Here is a 22,159-nt window from a genome sequence, read left to right as displayed (position 1 = left end):
ACGCCGCGTGCACCTGTTACTTCTGACAGTAGACGGTTGTGAGCGGGGCTTTTAGATTCGTCTGGGCGAAACGAGTGACGGGGCAGTCGATGCGTCACCCGTGGGTACCGACGATCTGCAATGGAGCACTGTGATGAACAATACCGTCGACGGTTCCTTTGTTCCGGCCGCCCCCATGAACGTTTTGCGGGCCTATCACTCGGCGACCGTGCTGCCCGATGGCGATGTGCTGGTGGTGGGCGGCACCAATGGCATGGAGCCCGCTTCATGGCTGAAGGACGGTACACGCGGGGCGAGCGGTCAGGTGCCTTGGCATCATCTCGGCCAGGGGCTGTCCGGCGCGCTGTCAGACGTCGAACGCTACAGCCCGTCAAACAATGCCTGGACGCGGGTGGCTGCGTTGCCTGGACCCCGTTTGGGGCATCGCGCTGTCTGTCTGAACAGCGGGCAGGTCATGGTCATTGCCGGCAGCGCGGCGGTGGGCTCGATCAACGGCGTCGAGCTGTATTCCCCGGCAACGGATCAATGGGTTGCGGCGGCGACGCTTGAGACTCCGCGCTTTGCCCATACCGCAACGCTCCTGGACAGCGGACATGTCATGGTCTGCGGGGGCAACCATCAGTCCCAAGGGCATGGGCAGGTGCTCGCCAGCGTCGAAATCTACGATCCGGTCACCAACCGGTGGCGTGCCGCCGCCGACGTTCCGTTCGCCCGCATGGATCACACAGCGACCTTGTTGGCGTCCGGAAAATTGCTGGTGTTGGGAGGGTATTCTGCGCAACTGAATGCGGCGATCGATGACGCTTCGTTGTTTGATCCGGCCACGGGTGGGTGGAGTATCGTCCAGCCGTTGCCCGAAAGGCGCATGCAGCACACGGCAACGCGGTTGGCCGATGGCCGGATCCTGGTGGTGGGCGGGGCTGATGCCCCGTTCAATCCTGGACGGGCGGATGCGTACCTCTACGACCCGCAAGCGGACAGCTGGAGCCTTGGCGGGACAATGGTTCATGGCCGCAAGGGGCACAGCGTCACACGACTGGCTTCAGGGCATGTACTGGTGATCGGAGATGGCCTAAGCGTGGAGTCCGGCAACATGACCGAAGTTTTTGACCCTGACACCCATGAATGGGCCATCGGCGCCGAACTGGCACACGCTCGGTTCATACACACGGCCAGTCTGTTGCCTGGAGGGCAGTTGTTGGTGGCGGCCGGCCTTCGGCCCGGAACGAGTCATCCGTCGTATCTGTCCAGCACTGAGCGTCTGATTGAGTGAAGGAGTGCGGTCAGAACGACCGCACGATCCGTCCCAGGGTCTCCATCGCCTTTTCCGACGCTTCGGTCCACGGGCTGCCGTAGTTCAGCCGGATGCAGTTGCGAAAGCGCTGGGTCGGCGAAAAGATCGGTCCCGGGGCGATGCTGATGCCCTGGGCCAGGGCCATCTGGAACAGTTTCAGCGAGTCCATCTGCGGCGGCAGTTCCAGCCACAGGAAGTAGCCGCCCGCCGGCTGGCTGACCCGGGTCTGCGCCGGGAAGTACCGGGCGATGGCCGCCAGCATCGCGCTTTGCTGTTCCTCCAGGGCATAGCGCAGCTTGCGCAGGTGACGGTCGTAGCCGCCGTGCTGCAGGTAGTCGGCGATGGCCGCCTGGGCCGGCATCGAGGCGCACAGCGAGGTCATCAGTTTCAGCCGCTCGATCTTCTGCGCGTAGCGCCCGGCGGCGACCCAACCGATGCGGTAGCCGGGGGCGAGGCTCTTGGCGAACGAGCCGCAGTGCATCACCAGGCCTTCGGTGTCGAACGCCTTGGCCGGCTTCGGCGCCTGCTGGCCGTAGTAGAGCTCGGCATAGACGTCGTCCTCGATCAACGGCACCTGATGCCGGCGCAGCAGCTCCACCAATTCCTGTTTTTTGGCCTCGGGCATGGTCGCGCCCATGGGGTTCTGGAAACTGGTCATGCACCAGCAGGCCTTGATCGGATGGCGTTCCAGGGTCTGGGCGAGCACGCCCAGGTCGATGCCGTCGCGCGGGTGCACGGGGATTTCCACGGCCTTGAGCTTCAGGCGCTCCAGCACTTGCAGGCTGGCGTAGAACGCCGGGGCTTCGATGGCCACCAGGTCGCCGGGCTCGGTCACCGCTTGCAGGCACAGGTTCAGGGCTTCGAGGGCGCCGTTGGTGATCAGCAGTTCTTCCATCGGCAGCATCAGCCCGCCGACCATGTAGCGCAGGGCGATCTGCCGGCGCAGCTGCGGGTTGCCCGGCGACATGTCGGTGACCACCATGCGTGGGTCCATCTCCCGCGCCGCGTGGGCCAGCGAACGCGACAGGCGCTGCAACGGAAACAGGGTCGGGCTGGGGAAGGCCGAGCCGAACGGCACGGTGCCCGGATCCTTGATCGACTCCAGCACCGAGAACACCAGTTCGCTGACGTCGACCTCGGTGGATTCGTTGACCTGGCTGCTGATCACCGGCTCCGAGAACGGGCTCGGGGCGTGGGTGTTGACGAAGTAGCCCGAGCGCGGCCGGGCGCGGATCAGGCCGCGACGCTCCAGCAGGTAATAGGCCTGGAACACCGTGGACGGGCTGACGCCGTAGGTCTGGCTGGCATAGCGCACCGACGGCACCCGCTGGCCGGGCCCGAGGACGCCGGAGCGGATCAGTTCAGCGATGTCGTCGGCGAATTTTTCGTAGCGTTTCATCGGTATCCCACGATGGACTGAATTCGAAAGGCGTTGCTTGCGCACGGAGCAGAGGGGGGCGAGGGCGCAAGCGCCCTCGCCACAGGGCAGCCATCTTACTGGCTCAGCGGTTCATTGGCGCGACAAACCGGCTCTTGGCCACGCTGTAGACCTGCGGGTCGTCGCTGTCGGCGATCCTGAAGCTCAAGGTCTGCGAACTGCTGGCGGCGCGTTCGGTGGTCATGGCCACCGACACCGGCACATCGACGATCTCGCCCGCGGCCAGGCTCAGTTCGGTGCGGCCCTGCAACTGGAAGCCGTCGCCGTCCTCCAGGCTCAAGGTGTAGTCCTGGCGCTGCTGGGTCTTGTTGATGACCTTGAGGGTGTAGATGTTCTCGATCTGGCCCTGGCCGTTCTCGCGGAACAGCCCGCGGTCCTTGGTCACGTCCAGCGACACCATCGGCCGCTCGGCCAGCGCCAGGGCTAGGGCGCCGATCATCACCACCAGCACGGTGGTGTAGCCGATCAGGCGCGGGCGCAGCAGGTGGGTCTTGCCGCCTTGCAGTTCGCGCTCGGAGGTGTAGCGGATCAGGCCGCGTGGGTAGCTCATCTTGTCCATGATCGAATCGCAGGCGTCGATGCACGCCGCGCAGCCGATGCATTCCATCTGCAGGCCGTCGCGGATGTCGATGCCGGTCGGGCACACCTGCACGCACATCTGGCAGTCGATGCAGTCGCCCAGGCCAGCCTCGGCAGGCTTGACGTCGCGCTTGCGCGGGCCACGGTTCTCGCCGCGGGCCGCGTCGTAGGAAATGGCCAGGGTGTCCTTGTCGAACATCACGCTCTGGAACCGTGCGTACGGGCACATGTGCATGCACACCGCTTCGCGCAGCCAGCCGGCGTTGATGTAGGTGGCGGCGGTGAAGAACAGCACCCAGAACAGGCTGACCCCGCCGATCTGCAAGGTGAACAGCTCTTGGGCCAGCGGCCGGATCGGGGTGAAGTAGCCGACGAAGGTCAGGCCGGTCAGCAGGCTGATGCCCAGCCACAGCGTGTGCTTGGCCGCACGCCGCGCCAGTTTGTTCACGCCCCAGGGCGCCGCCTGCAGCTTGATCCGCTGGTTGCGTTCGCCTTCGGTGACCTTTTCGCACCACATGAAGATCCACGTCCACGAACTCTGCGGACAGGTGTAGCCGCACCAGACCCGGCCGGCGAACACGGTGATGGCGAACAGGCCGAAGGCAGCGATGATCAGCAGCGCCGACAGCAGGATGAAGTCCTGCGGCCAGAACGTCGCGCCGAAGATGTGGAACTTGCTCTCCGACAAGTCCCACAGCACGGCCTGGCGGCCGCCCCAGTTCAGCCACACGGTGCCGAAGAACAGCAGGAACAGGAACCCGGCGCCGCTCATGCGCAGGGTGCGGAACAGGCCGGTGAAGCTGCGGGTGAAGATCTGGTTGTCGCTGGACTTGGCCGTCGCCTTCATTGGGCGTGCGGGCACACTTTTTATGTCGGGTGTTGGATCTAGGGTTCGGACGGGGATTTGTTCGCTCATGGTCGTTCGCTCATCAGCCTCCATCAGGCCAATGCACTATGAGCGCCGATCTGTTTGCATAACAGACTCAGGTATTTCCATAAAAAGCGTATCAGATGCGTTCTGCGCCCGGCCCTGCGACAACTTGAAGCAGCCCGCCGGCCAAGGCGCAAACGCCTATCGCAGGCGTCTGCGCTGGGTCTTGACCGGGGTCAGTCAAATCACCGAATCACTGTCGCTGGCCTTCAGGTGCTGGCGGCCGTCCTTGGCGCCGGCGACGGTCAGCGCGTCGGCCTCGGCTTCGGTGATGTAGATGCGCCGGCCTTCGATCTCGACGGCGGACATGGCCTTTTCGCTGTCGGTGATGACGGTGAGGTCGCCGCACAGACGGATCTGCTCACCGTTTTCGGTGGGGAAAAAACAGGTCTGGTTCTCGATGCGCACGGTCATGGGACGATCCTTTGGCAAAGGCTGTTGAAAGGTTAGGGCGCCGCGGCGGCGCAGGGTTCTGCGCAACCGATCAGCGGTCGGCGCTGTCCATCCCTTAAGGGCTCCTGGCGAGGACGGTGCGATGAACGCGTGGTGGCATGAAGTGTGGCAAACCCTGCAAGCGGAGTTCGCCGATGTCGGCGACGCCGCGCAAGTGACGCGCATCACCGTGCGCCTGCTGATGGCGGCGCTGCTGGGTGGGATCCTCGGCTTTGAGCGCGAGCACAAAGGCAAGGCCGCCGGCGTGCGCACCCACATGTTGGTGGCGCTCGGTGCGGCGCTGTTCGTGTTGGTGCCGCAGGTGTCCGGGGCCCAGGCCGACGCCATGAGCCGGGTGGTGCAGGGAGTGATCGCCGGCATCGGCTTCCTCGGCGCCGGCACGATCCTGAAGAACCACGAAGGCGACGAGGGCCACGTCAAGGGCTTGACCACCGCCGCCGGCCTGTGGATGACCGCCGCCATCGGCGTCGCGGCCGGGTTGGGCCGCGAGGCGACGGCGGTGCTCAGCACGTTGCTGGCGCTGGGGGTGTTCAGCGTGATGCCGAAGATCGTCAATCTGTTCGAAAAGGATCACAAACCCTGATCAGGCTGGACGATCACCGGCGGCATGGTCGTCGGCGGTTCCTCCTTGGCCGGCGGGGTGGTGCCGGGCGGATCCTGCTCCGGAACCTGCGACGGTTCGGTCTCGGGCAGCACGGGCTTGTCGATGTTCGGATCGGGTGTTTCGGCCGGGATCGGGATACTCATCGTGAACCTCCATATGGCACATGGCGCAAGAAGTGCTTAAGTGGATTGACCGCTGCAGGGCGGATTCGATCCGGTCTCGGCGCGCGGCAAATCCCGGTGAACTTTTCCCGAGGGCGTTCGCTCGGAACCTAAGTGAGTGCGCGGCGGGTGGATCCGCCGCCGCTTTCCGACAGGCACACGAGCGTCCTTGGGGCGTTAAGGAGAGATGCTCAATGACCGCTGAAAACCCTTCCGCTCCGGGCTGCAACCCGCACATGCCGCTGTCGCAGGCGTTGCTGCTGCCGCGGATCGTCATCGAGAACACTCGCCCGGTCATCGACGGCGGACAGTTCGCCGCCAAGGCCATCGTCGGGCGCGAGGTCGTCGTCACCGCCAAGGTGTTCGCCGACGGCCACGACAAACTGGCGGTGCGCATCCGCTGGCGCGAGGACGGCGAAGAGTCCTGGCACAGCCAAGTCATGGCCGACCAAGGCAACAACGGCTGGGAAGGGCGGTTCCGGCCCGGGCGCCAGGGGCGCCATTGGTTCCTGATCGAAGCGTGGATCGACACGTTCGCCAGTTTCCAGTACGAACTGGAGAAAAAGCACGTGGCGGCCGTACCGGTCAGCCTTGAGCTGCAGGAGGGCCGCGCCATGGTGCAGCAGGCCGCCGAGCGCAGCGAAGGGCCGCTCAGCGAACGGCTGGCGGCGCTGCACCACGAGCTGTCCGGCCTGCCCGAAGCCGAGCAGGTCGCGCTGTTCCTGCACCCGCGCAGTGCGCAGCCGATGGCCGAGGCCGACCACCGCGCCTTTTTGAGCATCAGCAATCCTTACCCGCTGGACGTCGAGCGCGAGCAGGCGGAGTTCGCCAGTTGGTACGAACTGTTTCCCCGCTCGGTCACCGACGATCCCGTCCGCCACGGCACCTTCAACGACGTGCACGGGCGCTTGCCGATGATCCGCGACATGGGCTTCGACGTGCTGTATTTCACGCCGATCCACCCGATCGGGCGCAGCCACCGCAAGGGCCGCAACAACGCCCTGACCGCCGGCCCCGACGACCCTGGCAGCCCCTACGCCATCGGCAGCGAGGAGGGCGGGCACGAGGCGATCCATGCCCAGCTCGGCACCCGCGAGGACTTCCGGCGGCTGGTGGCCGCCGCCGCCGAGCACGGCCTGGAGATCGCGTTGGACTTCGCCATCCAATGTTCCCAGGATCACCCGTGGCTCAAGCAGCATCCGGGCTGGTTCAACTGGCGGCCGGACGGCACGATCAAGTACGCCGAGAACCCGCCCAAGAAGTACCAGGACATCGTCAACGTCGATTTCTATGCGCCCGAGGCGATTCCGAGCCTGTGGCTTGAGCTGCGCGACATCGTCGTCGGCTGGGTGAAGGAAGGCGTCAAGATGTTCCGCGTCGACAACCCGCACACCAAGCCGCTGCCGTTCTGGCAGTGGCTGATCGCCGATGTGCGCGCGCTGCACCCGGAGGTGATCTTCCTCGCCGAAGCCTTCACCACGCCGGCGATGATGGCGCGGCTGGGCAAGGTCGGCTACAGCCAGAGCTACACCTATTTCACCTGGCGCAACACCAAGGCCGAGCTGGCCGCCTACTTCACCGAACTCAACGAATCGCCGTGGCGCGAGTGCTACCGGCCGAACTTCTTCGTCAATACGCCGGACATCAACCCGGCGTTCCTCCACGAGTCGGGGCGGGCGGGGTTTCTCATCCGCGCGGCGCTGGCGACCATGGGCTCGGGCCTGTGGGGCATGTATTCGGGGTTCGAGCTGTGCGAGTCGGCGCCGGTGCCCGGCAAGGAGGAATACCTGGATTCGGAGAAGTACGAGATCCGCGTCCGGGACTTCAACGCGCCCGGCAACATCATCGCCGAGATCGCCCAGCTCAACCGCATCCGCCGGCAGAACCCGGCGCTGCATTCGCACCTGGGGCTCAAGGTGTACAACGCCTGGAACGACCGGATCCTGTACTTCGGCAAACGCAGCCCGGACGGCGGCAACTTCATCCTGGTGGCCGTCAGCCTCGATCCGCACAACGTCCAGGAAGCGAATTTCGAACTGCCGTTGTGGGAAATGGGCCTGCCGGACGACGCCACCACCCACGGCGAGGATCTGATGAACGGTCACCGCTGGGACTGGCACGGCAAGCACCAGTTCATGCGCATCGATCCGGCGCACCAGCCGTTCGGCATCTGGCGGATCAGCGCTTAGGTACATTCCTGTGGGGCGGGCCTGCTCGCGATGACGAGGCACCAGGTCATGAACGGGTGACGGGCAAACCGCCATCGCCAGCAGGCCCGCTCCCACAGGGCATCGGCTGTTCTCGGGGCGGGCGGTCTGCCCGGCAATCCTCAGCACTGACAGGAGTTTCACATGGCGAAGAAAACCAGGTCAGCCACCTTTATCAAGGATCCGCTCTGGTACAAGGACGCGGTGATCTATCAGGTTCATGTCAAATCCTACTTCGACTCCAACAACGACGGGATCGGCGATTTTCCCGGCCTGATCGCCAAGCTCGACTACATCGCCGAACTGGGCGTCAACACCATCTGGCTGTTGCCGTTCTATCCCTCGCCACGGCGCGACGACGGCTACGACATCGCCGAATACCGGGGCGTGCACAGCGACTACGGCACCATGGCCGACGCCCGGCGCTTCATCGCCGAGGCACACAAGCGCGGCTTGCGGGTGATCTCGGAGCTGGTCATCAACCACACCTCGGATCAGCACCCCTGGTTTCAGCGTGCGCGCCGGGCCAAGCGCGGGTCGGCGGCCCGGGACTTCTACGTGTGGTCGGATGACGACCAGAAGTACGACGGCACCCGGATCATTTTCCTCGACACCGAGAAATCCAACTGGACCTGGGATCCGGTGGCCGGCCAGTATTTCTGGCACCGCTTCTATTCCCACCAGCCGGACCTGAACTTCGACAACCCGCAAGTGATGAAAGCCGTGCTGGCGGTGATGCGCTATTGGCTGGACATGGGCATCGACGGCCTGCGCCTGGACGCCATCCCGTACCTGATCGAGCGTGACGGCACCAACAACGAAAACCTGCCGGAAACCCATGACGTGCTGAAGGTGATCCGGGCGGAGATCGACGCCAACTACCCTGACCGCATGCTCCTGGCCGAGGCCAACCAGTGGCCGGAGGACACCCAGCTGTACTTCGGCGACACCGACGCCCAAGGCCTCAACGGCGACGAATGCCACATGGCGTTCCATTTCCCGCTGATGCCGCGCATGTACATGGCCCTGGCCCAGGAGGATCGCTTCCCGATCACCGACATCCTGCGCCAGACCCCGGAGATCCCGGCCAACTGCCAATGGGCGATCTTCCTGCGCAACCACGATGAGCTGACCCTGGAAATGGTCACCGACAAGGAGCGCGACTACCTGTGGAACCATTACGCCGCCGACCGCCGGGCGCGGATCAACCTCGGCATCCGTCGCCGGCTGGCGCCGCTGATGGAGCGCGACCGCCGGCGCATCGAGCTGCTCAACAGCCTGCTGCTGTCGATGCCGGGCACGCCGACCCTGTACTACGGCGATGAGATCGGCATGGGCGACAACATCTACCTCGGCGACCGCGACGGCGTGCGCACGCCGATGCAATGGTCGATCGACCGCAACGGCGGGTTCTCCCGCGCCGACCCAGCCAGCCTGGTGCTGCCGCCGATCATGGATCCGCTGTACGGCTATCAGTCGGTCAACGTCGAGACCCAGGCCGGCGACCCCCACTCGCTGCTCAACTGGACGCGGCGCCTGCTGGCGGTGCGCAAGCAGTCCAAGGCGTTCGGCCGCGGCAGCCTGAAGATGCTGTCCCCGGCCAACCGCCGCGTGCTGGCCTATACCCGCGAATACACCGGCGCCGACGGCAAGCAAGAAATCATTCTGTGCGTGGCCAACGTCTCGCGCAGCGCCCAGGCGGTGGAGCTGGACTTGTCGGCGTACGTCGGCATGGTGCCGGTGGAGATGCTCGGCGGTAATGCGTTTCCGCCCATCGGTCAGCTGAGCTTCCTGCTGACCCTGGCGCCGTACGGCTTCTACTGGTTCGGCCTGGCGGCGGAGAACCAGATGCCGAGCTGGCACGTGGAGCCGGCCCAGAGCCTGCCGGACTTCACCACGCTGGTGCTGAAAAAGCGCATGGAAGAGCTGCTCGAAGCGCCGGTCCGCGCCACGCTGGAGCAGGGCATCCTGCCGGACTGGCTGCAGAACCGCCGCTGGTTCGCCGGCAAGGACGCCGCCATCGAGCGGGTCGAGCTGGCGTACGGGGTGCGTTTCGGCGACGCCAGGCATCCGGTGTTGCTCAGCGAGATCGAAGTGATCGCCGCAGGCCAGGTCAGCCGCTATCAATTGCCGTTCGGCTTCATTTCCGAGGATCAGGTCGGCCCGGCGTTGCCGCAGCAACTGGCGCTCGCCCGCGTGCGCCGGGGGCGTCAGGTCGGTTTGATCACCGACGCCTTCAGCCTGGAAGCGTTCATCCGTGCGGTGCTGCAAGGCCTCCAGGCCGGGACGGCGCTGGCGTGCGAGGCCGGCGAGATCCGTTTCGAGGCCACACCGCACCTGGCGGCCCTGGGCCTGGGGGACGAGCCCGATGTGCGTTACCTGTCCGCCGAGCAGTCCAACAGTTCGGTGGTGATCGGCAACGGCCTGGTGCTCAAGCTGATCCGCAAGGTCGCCCCGGGCGTGCACCCGGAACTGGAGATGAGCGCCTACCTGACGGCGGCGGGATTCGCCAACATTTCACCGCTGATGGGCTCCGTGGTTCGCCGCGACGCCCAGGGCGAAGACAACCTGCTGATGATCGCCCAAGGCTACTTGAGCAATCAGGGCGATGCCTGGGAATGGACGCAGAACAATCTGGAGCGGGCGCTGCGCGATGAGCTGGCCGCTGCCCGTTCCGAACAGGAGCAGCACTACAACGCGCTGGGCGAGCTGAAGGACTTTGCCGGGATGCTCGGCCAACGCCTGGGCGAGATGCACCAAGTGCTGGCGGCCCCGAGCGACAATCCGGATTTCGCGCCGCAGGTGTTTTCCGCCAAGGAGGCCAAGGCCTGCGGCAAGGACGTGGCGGCCCAGGTCGAGCATGCGCTCACGCTGCTCAAGGCCCACCAGGGCGAGCTCGGCGAGGCGGACCGCGGACTCGTCACGCGCTTGCTGGAACACCGCAAGGCTATTCTCGGCCACGTCCAGGCGCTGGCGGAACAGTCCGTCGGCGGCCTGCGCATCCGCGTCCACGGCGACCTGCATCTGGGCCAGGTGCTGGTGATCAAGGGCGATGCCTACCTGATCGATTTCGAGGGTGAACCGGCGCGGCCGCTGGCCGAGCGGCGGGGCAAGCACAGCCCGTACAAGGATGTCAGCGGCGTGCTGCGTTCCTTCGGTTACGCCGCCGCGATGGCCCTCAACGTGCATGCCGTCGACAACAGCCCCGAGGCCGAGGCGGCGCGCCGGCGGGTGGCCGGGCGCTACCTGGAGCAATCCTGCGAGGCATTTGTCCAGGCGTATCGCCGGGCGGCAGCTAGTCTTGATCATGCCTGGCAAGATCCTGAAGGTGCCGACGCCGCACTGGCGTTGTTCGGCCTGGAGAAAGCGGCCTACGAAGTGGCCTATGAAGCCGAAAACCGCCCCGCCTGGCTGGCCGTGCCGTTGCGCGGCCTGCACGGGCTGCTGAGGGGGCTCAAACCCTTTTCCGGTCTTGATGGAGAGCAGTCATGAGTGTCTCGAACAGGGAACAGGGTCACGTCAAACACACCGCGCTGCCGCGCGCCAAGGACATCGAAGCCCTGGTGCGCGCCGAGCACCACGATCCCTTCGCCATCCTCGGCCCCCACGGCGACGGCGCCGGGGGGCAGTTCATCCGGGCGTACCTGCCGGGCGCGTTGAGCGTCTCGGTGCTGGACCGCGACAGCGGCGAGGAACTCGGCCCGCTGGAGGCGACGGCGACGCCGGGGCTGTACGTCGGCCATTTCGGCCAGGTCCGGCCCTATCTGTTGCGCACCCAGTGGGCCGGCGGCGAACAGGTGGCGGAAGATCCCTACAGCTTCGGCCAGTTGCTGGGCGAGATGGACCTGTACCTGTTCGCCGAAGGCAATCACCGCGACCTGAGCGCCTGCCTCGGCGCGCAACTGAAGACGGTCGACGGCGTCGATGGCGTACGTTTCGCGGTGTGGGCGCCGAATGCCCGCCGAGTGTCGGTGGTCGGCGACTTCAACGTCTGGGACGGGCGCCGCCACCCGATGCGCCTGCGCCATCCATCCGGGGTCTGGGAGCTGTTCGTTCCGCGCCTGGGGGCCGGTGAGCTGTACAAGTACGAAATCCTCGGGCCCCACGGCATCCTGCCGCTCAAGGCCGACCCGATGGCGCTGGCCACCAGCCTGCCGCCGGACACCGCATCGAAAGTCGCCACGCCGCTGCGCATCGACTGGCAGGACGAGGACTGGATGAGCGGCCGCGTCGAGCGCCAACGGCCTGCGGCGCCATTGGCGATCTATGAGCTGCACGCCGGTTCCTGGCAGTGCGAGCTGGACGACCTGGGCGAAGTCGCCCGCCAGTACACCTGGCCGGAACTGGCCGAGCGGCTGATCCCCTACGTCAAGGACCTGGGCTTCACCCACATCGAACTGATGCCGATCATGGAGCACCCGTTCGGCGGCTCCTGGGGCTATCAGTTGCTGTCGCAGTTCGCGCCGAGCGCACGCTACGGCACGCCGGACGAGTTCGCCGCGTTCGTCAACGCCTGCCACCTGGCAGGGCTGGGGGTGATCCTCGACTGGGTGCCGGCGCATTTCCCCACCGACACCCATGGCCTGGCCCAGTTCGACGGCACGGCCCTGTACGAGTACGGCAACCCGCTGGAAGGTTTCCACCAGGACTGGGACACGCTGATCTACAACCTCGGCCGCACCGAAGTGCACGGCTACATGCTGGCGTCGGCGCTGCACTGGCTCAAGCATTTCCATGTGGACGGGCTGCGGGTCGATGCCGTGGCGTCGATGCTCTACCGCGACTATTCGCGCAAGGCCGGCGAGTGGGTGCCCAACCGCCACGGCGGGCGGGAGAACCTGGAGGCCATCGACTTCCTGCGCCACCTCAACGATGTGGTGGCGCTGGAGGCGCCGGGCGCGTTGGTGATCGCCGAGGAATCCACCGCCTGGCCCGGCGTCAGCCAGGACACCCAGCAGGGTGGCCTCGGGTTCGCCTACAAATGGAACATGGGCTGGATGCACGATTCGCTGCACTACATCCAGCAGGATCCGGTGTACCGCGCCCATCACCACAACGAACTGAGCTTCGGCCTGGTGTACGCCTGGTCCGAGCGTTTCATCCTGCCGATCTCCCACGATGAGGTGGTGCACGGCAAGCATTCGCTGATCGACAAGATGCCCGGCGACCGCTGGCAGAAGTTCGCCAACCTGCGGGCGTACCTGAGTTTCATGTGGGCCCATCCCGGCAAGAAGCTGCTGTTCATGGGCTGCGAGTTCGGCCAGTGGCGCGAGTGGAACCACGATCAGCAGTTGGACTGGTATCTGTTGCAGTATTCCGAGCACCAGGGCGTGCAGAAACTGGTCGCCGACCTCAACCGGCTGTACCGCGAAGAGCCGGCGCTGCATGAGCAGGACGACGTGCCGCAGGGGTTCCAGTGGCTGATCGGCGACGACGCGATCAACAGCGTCTACGCCTGGCTGCGCTGGAGCCGGGACGGCACGCCGTTGCTGGTGGTGGCCAACTTCACCCCGGTGCCGCGCCAGTCCTACCGGGTCGGCGTGCCGTTCGCTGGGCGCTGGAACGAGTTGCTCAACAGCGATTCCGACACCTATGCCGGCTCCAACTACGGCAACGGCGGCGGCGCGTTCGCCGAAGAGGTGCCGAGCCACGGGCAGGCGCTGTCGCTGGAACTGAACCTGCCGCCGCTGGCGGTGCTGATCCTCAAGCCGGAAGGTTGAGCGAAGGTGTCCGGCCAGGCAGTTCCGAGGCTGCATGTGCCGGCCTCATCGCTAGCAAGCTAGCTCCCACAGGTTTTGCGGATGTCCACAAGGCCTGCGAACGCCCGAGAACCCTGTGGGAGCTAGCTTGCTAGCGATTGCGACCTGTCAGCCACCGGAGATGTCTGTGGGGCTCACCAACGCATCCGCACACCCAGGCTGCCGATCAGTCCGTTCAGGTCGTTGTCGTCCACATCGCTGCTGTAGTCGGCGCTGACGTACAGGCTGACCGTCGGCGTCATGCGGGCCACCAGGCCCAACCCCAGTTCCACCGTCGATGACTTGCGGCTGCTGCTGATCTTGTCCACCTGGTCCAGCGTCACGGTGTTGCCGGTGTACACCGTGTGCCACAGGTTGGTGCGCACGTAGGGTTCCACCGGCAGGCCGTTGAGGTCGTAACTGCCTTTCAAGCGGGCGCCGACCCGGCCGCTCCACGCCGAAATGTCGCTGGAGGACGCGTTGCCCGATCCCGCGTACGGCGTGTCGAGGGTGATGCGCTGGTTGATCAATTGCGCCTGCGGTTCGACCACCCAGTTGTCGGTCAGGCCGATGGGAAATCCGCCCTCGACCGAGAACGTCATCGCGCTGCCTTCGGTGGCCAGGCGTGCCCCTTGCTCGTTGCGGCTGAAGCCGCTGACCCGGCCGCCGCTGGCCGACAGGTCGACGTGCCAGCCTTGGGCACCGGTCAGGCTGTAGTAGGCCCCCAGGCTCTGGCCTTGCAGGTTGAGGGTGTCGCTGGTGGGGTCGGCGAGGGCGCGGCTGGTGACCAGCCCGCCGCCGTTGACCTGGATCTGTTTGACCCCGCCGATCAGGCCGATCCGTTGGGTGTGGCCGTTGTCGCTTCGCACCGTCAGCACCGCAGGGCCCTTGAAGTCGCCGCTGCCGGGCGTCGCGAAGCCGGGCGAGAGCACATCCAGCTGCGCCTGGCGCGAACTGGCGCCGTACAGCCGGTCCCAGGCGCCGGGGGCCAGGTCTTCGGTGATCAGGTGTTCGCCCTGGCGGTCGGGGCGCGGGTTCAGGCGTTGCGCCTCAGGGGTGACGAGGGTCGCGGGCAAGGTCATGACCGGTACATCCTTGCGATACCACGGCGTGGTCTCGTCCTGCGCAGGGCCGGCCTGCGCCTCCATGGACGAGCACAGCAGGATAGAGCTTGAAAAGGTGCAGAAGGTGATTGTGATCTCATGTGAGGTGAGTGAGGTTTTCATGGAGGTCAACCTTGCTATCGCATGCGCTGTCTCGCCTTGGCGTCTCTCCTACCCCGAATGAGGGGCGACCGAATGGAGCGGGGCGAACCGTGGCCGCCCGTTTTCGCGAGTGTCCGAAGGCCCGCCCCGGGTAGTGATTCCGGGGGTAGTAAGGTAGAGATAAGAAGACCTGCGCCAGTGCGTCAAGAAATTGGACGATAAGCGGTAGGCGCAAAACGGGCGCCACAAGCGATTGTTTAATGTGACTTATATAAGTTCTTGTTTGTGCGGCGTATCGCTCCGCGAGCACCCGCAGAGAGGCGTCCGGACAGCCGACAACCGGTCACCATTCGATGCGCAAGCCGAGGTCGGCGCTCATTTCCCGGCTGTCATTGCTGTCAATACTGCGGCTGTAGTCGGTACTGGCGTAAACGGCCACCGACGGCGCCAGCGACACCGTCACCCCAAGGCCCACCTGCGCGGTGGACGCCGCTTGGCGGGTGTCGATGCGATCGGCGTGGTCGAAGGTCACGCTGTCGGTGCCGGCGAACGTGCGCCACAGGTTGGCGCGCAGATAGGGTTGCACCGGGCGTCCCCAGACGCTGCCGTTGTCCTTGAGCCGTACGCCGAGGCGCCCGGTCCACGAATCGTCCGAATGAAACGAAACCCGCGCGACTCCGTCGTCCTGGCTGTCGAGGGCAATGTTCTGGTGGATCACCTGCACCTGCGGCTCGACGGCCCAGCCATCGTCCAGCGCCATCGGATAGCCCGACTCCACCGAGAGCGTCAGGGCGTGGCCGCGGTTGTCCAGTTTCAGGCCCCGGTCGGAGCGGCTGTCGCCCGAGAAGCGGGTGCCCATGGCCACGGTGTCCACGTACCAGCCCTGAGGGTCGAGCAGTGTCCAGTAGAGGCCGCCGCTGTCGCCCTCAAGCCGGACTTTGCCTGCCTGCTTGCCGGATATGCCTTGGTTGAACCCATCGACATCGCCCCGCAAGCGGCTGTGGCCGATGAAGAACCCCACGCGGTGGGTTCGGCCTTCGGCAGAGACCGAGTCCATCAGGTCATGGCCGACCTGGAACCCGGTGAGCGAGCCGTCCAGGCGTGGCGCGACGGTGCCGGCCCACGTGCGGTCGATCTGGTTGCCGTAGGCCCTGGCCCACCCGGCGCCGAACGTGGCGGGTTGCCCGGTGAGGCGTTGGTCGCCCTGGCGCTCGTGGTAGGTGCCCAGCGCGTTGAGGGTCAGGAGCGCGGCAACCGGGGGCAGCACCGACCAGGTCGGCACCTCCGGGCGGTAGAGCGGAATCGGCGCGGCGCCCGGAACGGCGACCGGCAAGGGCGCAGGCGTGGACACGGCGGGGGTGCCGGGGGAAGCGGCTGACGCAGTGACCGGTGCCGCGACCGGCACAGGCACCACGGGCACCGACAACGGCGGCAGCGCCGGGTCGGGATTGGGCACGCTGACGACCTGAGGCGCGACCACGGCCGAGCGCAAGTACCAGTTGTTTTCCGTCCCTACGGTGACGCCGCCCTTGAACAGGAAGTAGTCGTAGGCGCCGGCGGACACCGGGCCGCGCAGGGAAAACGCCGTGTTGTCACTGGTGGCGGTGCCCAGGGCCTGCACCAGCTCGATGCCGTTTTCCCGGGTCAGTGCGCCTGTACCCTGGAGGTTGGTCACCGCGATGACCGTCGTGCCGGTCAGGCTGCCGTTGTTCACCACCAGTCGGTCGCTGGGCGAGCCGTCACCGGCGACCTGGCTTTGCAGCCGCAGTTGGCCGCCGTTGCCGGCATAGTTGCCCTGGATCGTCAGGGTGTCGTCGGTGCGGGTGTTGTCGCGGGTCAGGTCGATGGCGCCGGCATTGTTGACGGTCACGGCCCGTCCTGCGACGGCGGGCGCCACTTCGCCCTGTGCGGCGCTCAGCACGCTGCTGGCGTCGATGTTCAGCACACCGCTGCCGGTTTGCGGGTCGCCCAGCACCAGCCGGGCGGCCGCCAGATCCAGCTGCGAGCCGTTGCTGAGGTTGACCGTTTCCCAATTGACGGCGCGCTGGGCGAGGGCGGTCCGGGTGTTGTCGTAGGTCAGCGTGTCTTGGCCGAGGCCGCCGTCGATGCGCGGCGTCGGGCCGAGGAGGGTGTCGTCGAGGTTGCGCAAGGTCGCGCTGTCGTCGTTGTCGCCCATCAGCACCGCGGAGCGGATGATCCCGCCGCCGTCCCACAGGAAGCGGTCGTTGCCGAAGCTGGTGCGCACTTCACCGACGATTTCGCCGCCGCTGACGGTCACGCTGTCGTCGCCGCCGCTGACGCTGAGGTTGCCGCCGATGCGGCCGCCGGACACGACGATGGTGTCCCTGCCGAAGCCGGTCACCAGATTGCCCAGGATCTGGCCGCCGGAGAGGTCGAAGACGTTGTCGTCCAGCTTCATGTCGACCCGGCCGATGGTGCCGCCGCTCATGCGGGCGGAGTCGCCGTCCTCGAACGCCCCGGCGATCGTGCCGCCGGTCATCGTGAATTGGTCGTACCCGTCGCCCTGGGCCAGCGAGGCGATGGTGCCGCCGTTCATGATGAACGTGTCCACGCCGCTGTGCTGGTGCACCTCGCCGGTGATCCGCCCGCCGTCGATCTGCAGCACGTTGGCGCCGTCGCCCATGTCGAGGTCGCCCTGAATCGTACCGGACTGCATGAGCACCCGGTCGGCACCGCCGCCGAAGGTGATGTTGCCGGGCACGTTGCCGTTGCCGCCTGTGGGGAATGTCAGGCTGTTGTTGCCGGAAAGGTCGGTGAGCGGGCCGCTGCCGGGGCTGTCGCAGACGTAGCGGTCGTCTCCCTGCGTCGGACTGAAGGCGCAGGCGGCGAGGGCGCCCTGCGGCAGGAGTGAGGCGAGCCCGATCGAAAGGGCCAGCCGTGCGATGGCGTACGGTGCAGGAAAACCGGGCGATTTCATGCCGTATCCCCGTCCATTGGCGCCGGTGGACAGCGCAATGCCTGCACCCTAACAAGGCTTTCCCAAGGTGCCTACTGTCAGGTCTGACAGGTGCGGCGGGGTATCAGATGCGCACCTCCACGGCCAACGGCAGGTGATCCGACAGGTGCGTCCACGGTTTGTTGCCGAGGATCTGCGGGTCATGGCTGCTGGCGTTGCGCAAGTAGACGCGGTCCAGGCGCAGCAGCGGGAAGCGGGCGGGGTAGGTCTTGGCCGGGCGGCCGTGGTGGCGTTCGAAGGCTTCATGCAGGTAGTTGCGCCGGCCCAGGGCGGCGTTGCCTTGCAGCTGCCAGTCGTTGAAGTCGCCGGCGATGATCACCGGCGCGTCGTCGGGAAGGGACTCCAGCAGTTGGCAGAGCAGTTGCAGCTGCAATTGACGATGGCTTTCCAGCAGGCTCAGGTGCACGCAGATGGCGTGCACCGCCGGGTGCCCCGGCACGTCCAGCACGCAATGCAGCAGGCCGCGCCGTTCGGGGCCGGTGATCGAGACGTCGAGGTTGCGGTATTCGCGGATGGGATACTTGGAGAGCAAGGCGTTGCCGTGGTGGCCGTCGGGGTAGACTGCGTTGCGCCCGTAGGCGAAATCGCTCCACATGCTGTCGGCCAGAAACTCGTACTGCGAGGTCGGCGGCCATTCGTTGTAGCGGCTGGAATGGCGCTCATGCTCGCCGACCACCTCTTGCAGGAACACCAGGTCCGCCGACGTGCTGCGCACCGCCTCGCGCAGTTCCGGCAGGATGAAGCGCCGGTTCAGCGCCGTGAACCCCTTGTGCGTATTGACCGTCAGCACCCGCAGCCGGTGGATGGCGGGCGGGTCGGCGGGCTGGACATTGCGGCTGTGACGCTCGGGATCGCTGGACACGTTCGCTCCTCTGAATCATGGCATGCCTGTGCATGCGACTGACCGCAGGCCAGGCAGTTCATTTTGCCTGCGCACGCCTTCGCGCCGCAGGCGGCTCAGACAAGGACGATTTCGTAGGGCAGGCGCATGCGTTCCAGGATCACCTTGGGCAGCAGCGGCTCCAGGCCCACCGCCGGCTCGCCGTTGAGCTGGCTGGCGTAGGCGTGGGTGGCGTGGCTCTTGCGCGCCACGGTCCAGGTGTCGAGCCGCAGCTTGCGCGCCCGCTGCCAGGGGATCAGCGCATGGTCGCGCTCCGGCCAGTGCCACGCCCAGACCGGCACGTCATGGAACGTGGCACCGGCCCTCTGGGCGGCCTGGGCGCTGGCGCGGCCCACCGCCTCATGGTCGGGGTTGCCGTCTTCGCACCAGGTGCTGAACACCACGTCGCCGGGGCGCAGGTAGCGGCTGATGAAGTCGGTCAGCTGGGATTCGTGCTCGATCAGGGCATTGTCGGCGAAACCGCCGCGCACCCACTTGAGGCTGTGCATCGGCAGGCCGAGGCGGCGCAGGGCCTCGACGCTTTCCTGCGGGCGGAACACGCTCAGGCGTTTCTCCGACCACTGGCGCGAGCCGGGGTGGCTGGCGCTGCCGTCGGTGATCGAGAGCAGTTGCAGGGGATGGCCCAGGCCGCTCAGCAGTTGCAGCAGGCCGCCGCAGGTCACCACTTCATCGCCCGGATGAGGGGCGATCACCACCGCGCGGGCGCCGGCGGGCACCAGGCTTTGGGTGTTGATGACGGGGATGTGTTCGATTTGCGGCGCGCTGTTCCAGATCTGCGCCGGCAGTCTCTGTTCACTCAGGGATAACGGTTTCATGGGTGCTACGTCCTTGTTGTGCGTTGCCCGCAGCCGAATGCGGCGCTTGAAATCCGGGTGCCGTCCGGTCTGTTGAGGCAGTGGGTTGCCGTGCGACGCTCCGAGCCCTGGATTGCCGCGATGCAGAGTATTGCTCAAGAAGCGCGGTTCGTCGCGCTGCAGATCAATCTGATCTGCTTTTTTTTGTCTTGCCTGTGTCGTGTGTCGCAGTTGGCCCCGTGAATCCGGGCGTTTGCTCATTCGTCTTGCTCATGCTGCAGCTCGAACAGCAGCAGCGAGCGGCCGGTGACCGAGTAGCGATGACCGAACGCGAACCGTTCCTGTCCGCGCACCTGCGGCTGGTGGGTGTCGACCAGGCAGATCCAGAAACTGCCTTCAGGCACGTCCGGCAGCGTGAAGTCGACGATGTCGTGGTGGGCGTTGACCACCAGCAGCAACGTCGCATCGCCGCCCTTGCGGCGGATCCCGGTTTCCTGGGCGCGGCCGTCGAGCAGCATGCCCAGGCAGCGGTTGTGCGCGTCGTGCCAGTGTTCGGTGGTCATCTCGCTGGCGTCGGGGGCCAGCCATGTCACGTCCTTGACCCCGATGTCCTCGTTGTAGTTGCCCACCAGGAAACGTCCCCGGCGCAGGATCGGGTAGGTCAGGCGCAGTTTGATCAGGCGCTTGACGAACTTGAGCAGGGCCTTGCCGTCATCGCTCAGATCCCAGTTGACCCAGCCGATCTCGCTGTCCTGGCAATAGGCGTTGTTGTTGCCGTCCTGGGTGCGGGCGAACTCGTCGCCGGCCACCAGCATCGGCGTGCCCTGGGCCAGCAGCAGGGTGGCGAAGAAGTTGCGCATCTGGCGGTGGCGCAGGGCGTTGATCTCGGGGTCGTCGGTGGGGCCTTCGACGCCATGGTTCCAGGACAGGTTGTGGTTGCTGCCGTCCTGGTTGTTCTCGTCGTTGGCCTCGTTGTGCTTGTCGTTGTAGGACACCAGGTCGTTGAGGGTGAAACCGTCGTGGGCGGTGACGAAGTTCACCGACGCATAGGGCCTGCGCCCGCGCTGGTTGAACATTTCGCCGGAGGCGGTCATGCGGTTGGCGAAGTCGGCGAGCTGGCCTTCGTCGCCTTTCCAGAAGGCGCGCACGGTGTCGCGGAAGCGGTCGTTCCACTCGACCCAGCCCGGCGGAAAGTTGCCGACCTGATAGCCGCCGGGGCCGCAGTCCCAGGGTTCGGCGATCAGCTTCACCTCGCTGAGCAGCGGATCCTGGCGGCAGGCCACCAGGAAGCTGTGGCGTTCGTCGAAGCCGTCGTGGTAGCGGCCCAGGATCGTCGCCAGGTCGAAGCGGAAGCCGTCCACGTGCATCTCGCCGGCCCAGTAGCGCAGCGAGTCGGTGACCATCTGCAGCACGCACGGGTGGCTCAGGTCCAGGGTGTTGCCGGTGCCGGAATCGTTGATGTAGAAGCGCTTGTCGTCGGGCATCAGCCGGTAGTACGAGGCGTTGTCGATGCCGCGCATCGACAGGGTCGGGCCTTGTTCGTTGCCTTCGGCGGTGTGGTTGTAGACCACGTCCAGGATCACCTCCAGCCGGGCTTCGTGCAGGTGCGCGACCATCTCCTTGAATTCGGCGATCTTTCCGCTGGCCAGGTAGCGCGGGTCCGGGGCGAAGAAGGCCAGGCTGTTGTAGCCCCAGTAGTTGGTCATGCCCTTGTGCAGCAGGTGCTGGTCGTTGACGAAGGCATGGATCGGCAGCAGTTCCACCGTCGACACGCCGAGCTTGCGAATGTGGTCGAGCACGTCATCGACCATCAGCCCGGCGAAGGTGCCGCGCACGTTCTCCGGCACCGAGGGGTGGCGCATGCTGAAGCCGCGCACGTGGGTCTCGTAGATGATCGTCTTGTCCCACGGCACGTTGACGCGCTGATCGTGGCCCCAGGTGTGCGCCGGGTCGATGACCTTGCACTTGGGGACGAAGGGCGCGCTGTCGCGTTCGTCGAAGCTGAGGTCGGCGTCCGGATGGCCGATGGTGTAGCCGAACAACGCCTCGGACCATTTCAGCTGGCCGATCAGCTGTTTGGCGTAGGGGTCGATCAGCAGCTTGTTGGGGTTGAAGCGGTGACCGTTGGCCGGGTCGTACGGACCGTGGACGCGGTAGCCGTAGATCAGCCCCGGATGGGCGTCGGGCAGGTAGCCGTGGAAAATCTCGTCGGTGTATTCCGGCAGTTCGATGCGTTCGAGCTCGACTTCGCCTGCGTCGTCGAACAGGCACAGCTCGACCTTGGTGGCGTGGGCGGAAAACAGGGCGAAGTTGACGCCCAGGCCGTCCCAGGTCGCGCCGAGCGGGAAGGGCCGGCCTTCGCGGATGCGGGTGGGTTCGGTGTGTGTGGCGGGCTCGGTCTGCTTGGGACGGGTCATGCCAATGCTCCTGCAAAACGGGAAGGGGCGGTTCGGTCACCGTCTTCCCTGTGGGAGCGCGCCTGCTCGCGATGGCGTCGTGAATGGCGACATCGGCGGTGGAGGGCCGTCCGCAATCGCGGGCAAGCCCGCTCCCACAGTGATTGGGTCAGTGATCTATATGTCAGGCCACCGGCGGCTTGCGCGGGGCCCGGGGCTTTTTCTCGGTCGCCTTTTCGCCCGGCGGAAGGACTTTGGCGACGCCGGCCGGTTTGACCTTGGCGGGGGCCTTGGGTTTGGTCGCGGCGGGTTTGCCGGCGGCCTTCGGCGGTTTCGTCGGCGCCAGCGCCTCGGCCTCCGCCAGCTTGCACGCCATCTCCCAGTGGCGCGCTTCCTGGCCTTCGGGTTTGCCTTCGGATTCCCAGATCTGATAGGCGAACTCGCGGATGCGTTTATCGTCGTTACTCATCGCAATGCTCCT

General features: G+C 66.1%; 15 protein-coding genes. 5 read left to right on the top strand and 10 right to left on the bottom strand.

The genetic code is table 11. The features are described 5' to 3' along the window. Positions 1-133 precede the first annotated feature (133 nt). The gene (locus CAG31_RS24685; RefSeq protein WP_085586123.1) at positions 134-1,273 is read left to right on the top strand and encodes a kelch repeat-containing protein; all 1,140 of its coding nucleotides are present in this window, start codon (positions 134-136) and stop codon (positions 1,271-1,273) included. Between the two features lie 10 nt (positions 1,274-1,283). Here CAG31_RS24685 and mapR read toward each other — a convergent pair whose 3' ends face one another. From mapR to CAG31_RS24670, 3 genes are all read right to left on the bottom strand, one after another. Then, complete coding sequence (mapR, locus tag CAG31_RS24680; RefSeq protein WP_085586121.1) at positions 1,284-2,693, bottom strand: GntR family transcriptional regulator MpaR; 1,410 nt, start codon at positions 2,691-2,693, stop codon at positions 1,284-1,286. A 103-nt stretch (positions 2,694-2,796) separates the two neighbouring features. Beyond that, entirely contained in the window at positions 2,797-4,227 is a 1,431-nt protein-coding gene (ccoG, locus tag CAG31_RS24675; protein ID WP_085586119.1) for a cytochrome c oxidase accessory protein CcoG, read from the bottom strand. A 195-nt stretch (positions 4,228-4,422) separates the two neighbouring features. Next, positions 4,423-4,656 carry a DUF3203 family protein gene (locus tag CAG31_RS24670; protein ID WP_085586117.1) on the bottom strand — a complete coding sequence of 78 codons (234 nt, stop codon included), beginning with the start codon at positions 4,654-4,656 and terminating at the stop codon, positions 4,423-4,425. A gap of 121 nt (positions 4,657-4,777) precedes the next feature. Here CAG31_RS24670 and CAG31_RS24665 point away from each other — a divergent pair, with 121 nt between their 5' ends. After that, positions 4,778-5,278: an MgtC/SapB family protein gene (locus CAG31_RS24665; RefSeq protein WP_085586115.1), complete on the top strand. Its 501-nt coding sequence runs from the start codon at positions 4,778-4,780 to the stop codon at positions 5,276-5,278. Here the strand turns inward: CAG31_RS24665 and CAG31_RS28515 are convergent. Next, the gene (locus tag CAG31_RS28515; RefSeq protein ID WP_170930007.1) at positions 5,266-5,442 is read right to left on the bottom strand and encodes a hypothetical protein; all 177 of its coding nucleotides are present in this window, start codon (positions 5,440-5,442) and stop codon (positions 5,266-5,268) included. The genes CAG31_RS24665 and CAG31_RS28515 overlap by 13 nt on opposite strands. A gap of 212 nt (positions 5,443-5,654) precedes the next feature. Between CAG31_RS28515 and CAG31_RS24660 the strand changes: the two genes are divergently transcribed. The 3 genes from CAG31_RS24660 (at position 5,655) to glgB (ending at position 13,387) form a co-directional block, all read left to right on the top strand. Further along, on the top strand, positions 5,655-7,649 hold the full coding sequence (locus CAG31_RS24660; RefSeq protein WP_085586113.1) for an alpha-1,4-glucan--maltose-1-phosphate maltosyltransferase: 1,995 nt from the start codon (positions 5,655-5,657) through the stop codon (positions 7,647-7,649). Positions 7,650-7,811: 162 nt separating this feature from the next. Then, a complete protein-coding gene (gene treS, locus CAG31_RS24655) occupies positions 7,812-11,159 on the top strand; it encodes a maltose alpha-D-glucosyltransferase (RefSeq protein WP_085586111.1) in 3,348 nt (1,115 codons plus the stop codon). Beyond that, entirely contained in the window at positions 11,156-13,387 is a 2,232-nt protein-coding gene (glgB, locus tag CAG31_RS24650) for a 1,4-alpha-glucan branching protein GlgB (RefSeq protein WP_085586109.1), read from the top strand. Before treS ends, glgB begins: the two co-directional genes overlap by 4 nt. A gap of 173 nt (positions 13,388-13,560) precedes the next feature. Here the strand turns inward: glgB and CAG31_RS24645 are convergent, their stop codons facing one another. The 6 genes from CAG31_RS24645 to CAG31_RS24620 form a co-directional block, all read right to left on the bottom strand. Continuing rightward, positions 13,561-14,631 carry an autotransporter outer membrane beta-barrel domain-containing protein gene (locus CAG31_RS24645; RefSeq protein ID WP_085586107.1) on the bottom strand — a complete coding sequence of 357 codons (1,071 nt, stop codon included), beginning with the start codon at positions 14,629-14,631 and terminating at the stop codon, positions 13,561-13,563. A gap of 322 nt (positions 14,632-14,953) precedes the next feature. After that, positions 14,954-17,548, bottom strand: coding sequence for an autotransporter outer membrane beta-barrel domain-containing protein (locus CAG31_RS24640; protein ID WP_085586105.1), 2,595 nt, complete (start codon positions 17,546-17,548; stop codon positions 14,954-14,956). Positions 17,549-17,651: 103 nt separating this feature from the next. Further along, on the bottom strand, positions 17,652-18,449 hold the full coding sequence (locus CAG31_RS24635; protein ID WP_085586103.1) for an endonuclease/exonuclease/phosphatase family protein: 798 nt from the start codon (positions 18,447-18,449) through the stop codon (positions 17,652-17,654). Between the two features lie 95 nt (positions 18,450-18,544). After that, on the bottom strand, positions 18,545-19,303 hold the full coding sequence (locus CAG31_RS24630) for a PIG-L deacetylase family protein (RefSeq protein ID WP_085586101.1): 759 nt from the start codon (positions 19,301-19,303) through the stop codon (positions 18,545-18,547). Positions 19,304-19,539: 236 nt separating this feature from the next. Then, positions 19,540-21,699, bottom strand: a complete 2,160-nt coding sequence (glgX, locus tag CAG31_RS24625; protein ID WP_085586099.1) for a glycogen debranching protein GlgX — start codon at positions 21,697-21,699, stop codon at positions 19,540-19,542. A 163-nt stretch (positions 21,700-21,862) separates the two neighbouring features. Further along, positions 21,863-22,147: a DUF2934 domain-containing protein gene (locus tag CAG31_RS24620; protein WP_085586097.1), complete on the bottom strand. Its 285-nt coding sequence runs from the start codon at positions 22,145-22,147 to the stop codon at positions 21,863-21,865. Positions 22,148-22,159: the final 12 nt, after the last annotated feature.

Source organism: Pseudomonas sp. R25(2017) (assembly GCF_002112565.1).
Classification (GTDB): Bacteria; Pseudomonadota; Gammaproteobacteria; order Pseudomonadales; family Pseudomonadaceae; genus Aquipseudomonas; species Aquipseudomonas ekonensis.
The sequence above is the reverse complement of the archived record's forward strand: the minus strand, read 5'-3'. Positions and strand labels throughout refer to the sequence as shown.

Excerpts from the sequence above, each read along its gene's own strand:
- CAG31_RS24630 (WP_085586101.1), bottom strand. The coding sequence starts at position 19,303 with ATGAAACCGTTATCCCTGAGTGAACAGAGACTGCCGGCGCAGATCTGG.
- glgB (WP_085586109.1), top strand. The coding sequence starts at position 11,156 with ATGAGTGTCTCGAACAGGGAACAGGGTCACGTCAAACACACCGCGCTG.
- CAG31_RS24640 (WP_085586105.1), bottom strand. The coding sequence starts at position 17,548 with ATGAAATCGCCCGGTTTTCCTGCACCGTACGCCATCGCACGGCTGGCC.
- glgX (WP_085586099.1), bottom strand. The coding sequence starts at position 21,699 with ATGACCCGTCCCAAGCAGACCGAGCCCGCCACACACACCGAACCCACC.
- treS (WP_085586111.1), top strand. The coding sequence starts at position 7,812 with ATGGCGAAGAAAACCAGGTCAGCCACCTTTATCAAGGATCCGCTCTGG.
- mapR (WP_085586121.1), bottom strand. The coding sequence starts at position 2,693 with ATGAAACGCTACGAAAAATTCGCCGACGACATCGCTGAACTGATCCGC.
- ccoG (WP_085586119.1), bottom strand. The coding sequence starts at position 4,227 with ATGAGCGAACAAATCCCCGTCCGAACCCTAGATCCAACACCCGACATA.
- CAG31_RS28515 (WP_170930007.1), bottom strand. The coding sequence starts at position 5,442 with ATGAGTATCCCGATCCCGGCCGAAACACCCGATCCGAACATCGACAAG.
- CAG31_RS24620 (WP_085586097.1), bottom strand. The coding sequence starts at position 22,147 with ATGAGTAACGACGATAAACGCATCCGCGAGTTCGCCTATCAGATCTGG.
- CAG31_RS24670 (WP_085586117.1), bottom strand. The coding sequence starts at position 4,656 with ATGACCGTGCGCATCGAGAACCAGACCTGTTTTTTCCCCACCGAAAAC.
- CAG31_RS24645 (WP_085586107.1), bottom strand. The coding sequence starts at position 14,631 with ATGAAAACCTCACTCACCTCACATGAGATCACAATCACCTTCTGCACC.
- CAG31_RS24660 (WP_085586113.1), top strand. The coding sequence starts at position 5,655 with ATGACCGCTGAAAACCCTTCCGCTCCGGGCTGCAACCCGCACATGCCG.
- CAG31_RS24665 (WP_085586115.1), top strand. The coding sequence starts at position 4,778 with ATGAACGCGTGGTGGCATGAAGTGTGGCAAACCCTGCAAGCGGAGTTC.
- CAG31_RS24685 (WP_085586123.1), top strand. The coding sequence starts at position 134 with ATGAACAATACCGTCGACGGTTCCTTTGTTCCGGCCGCCCCCATGAAC.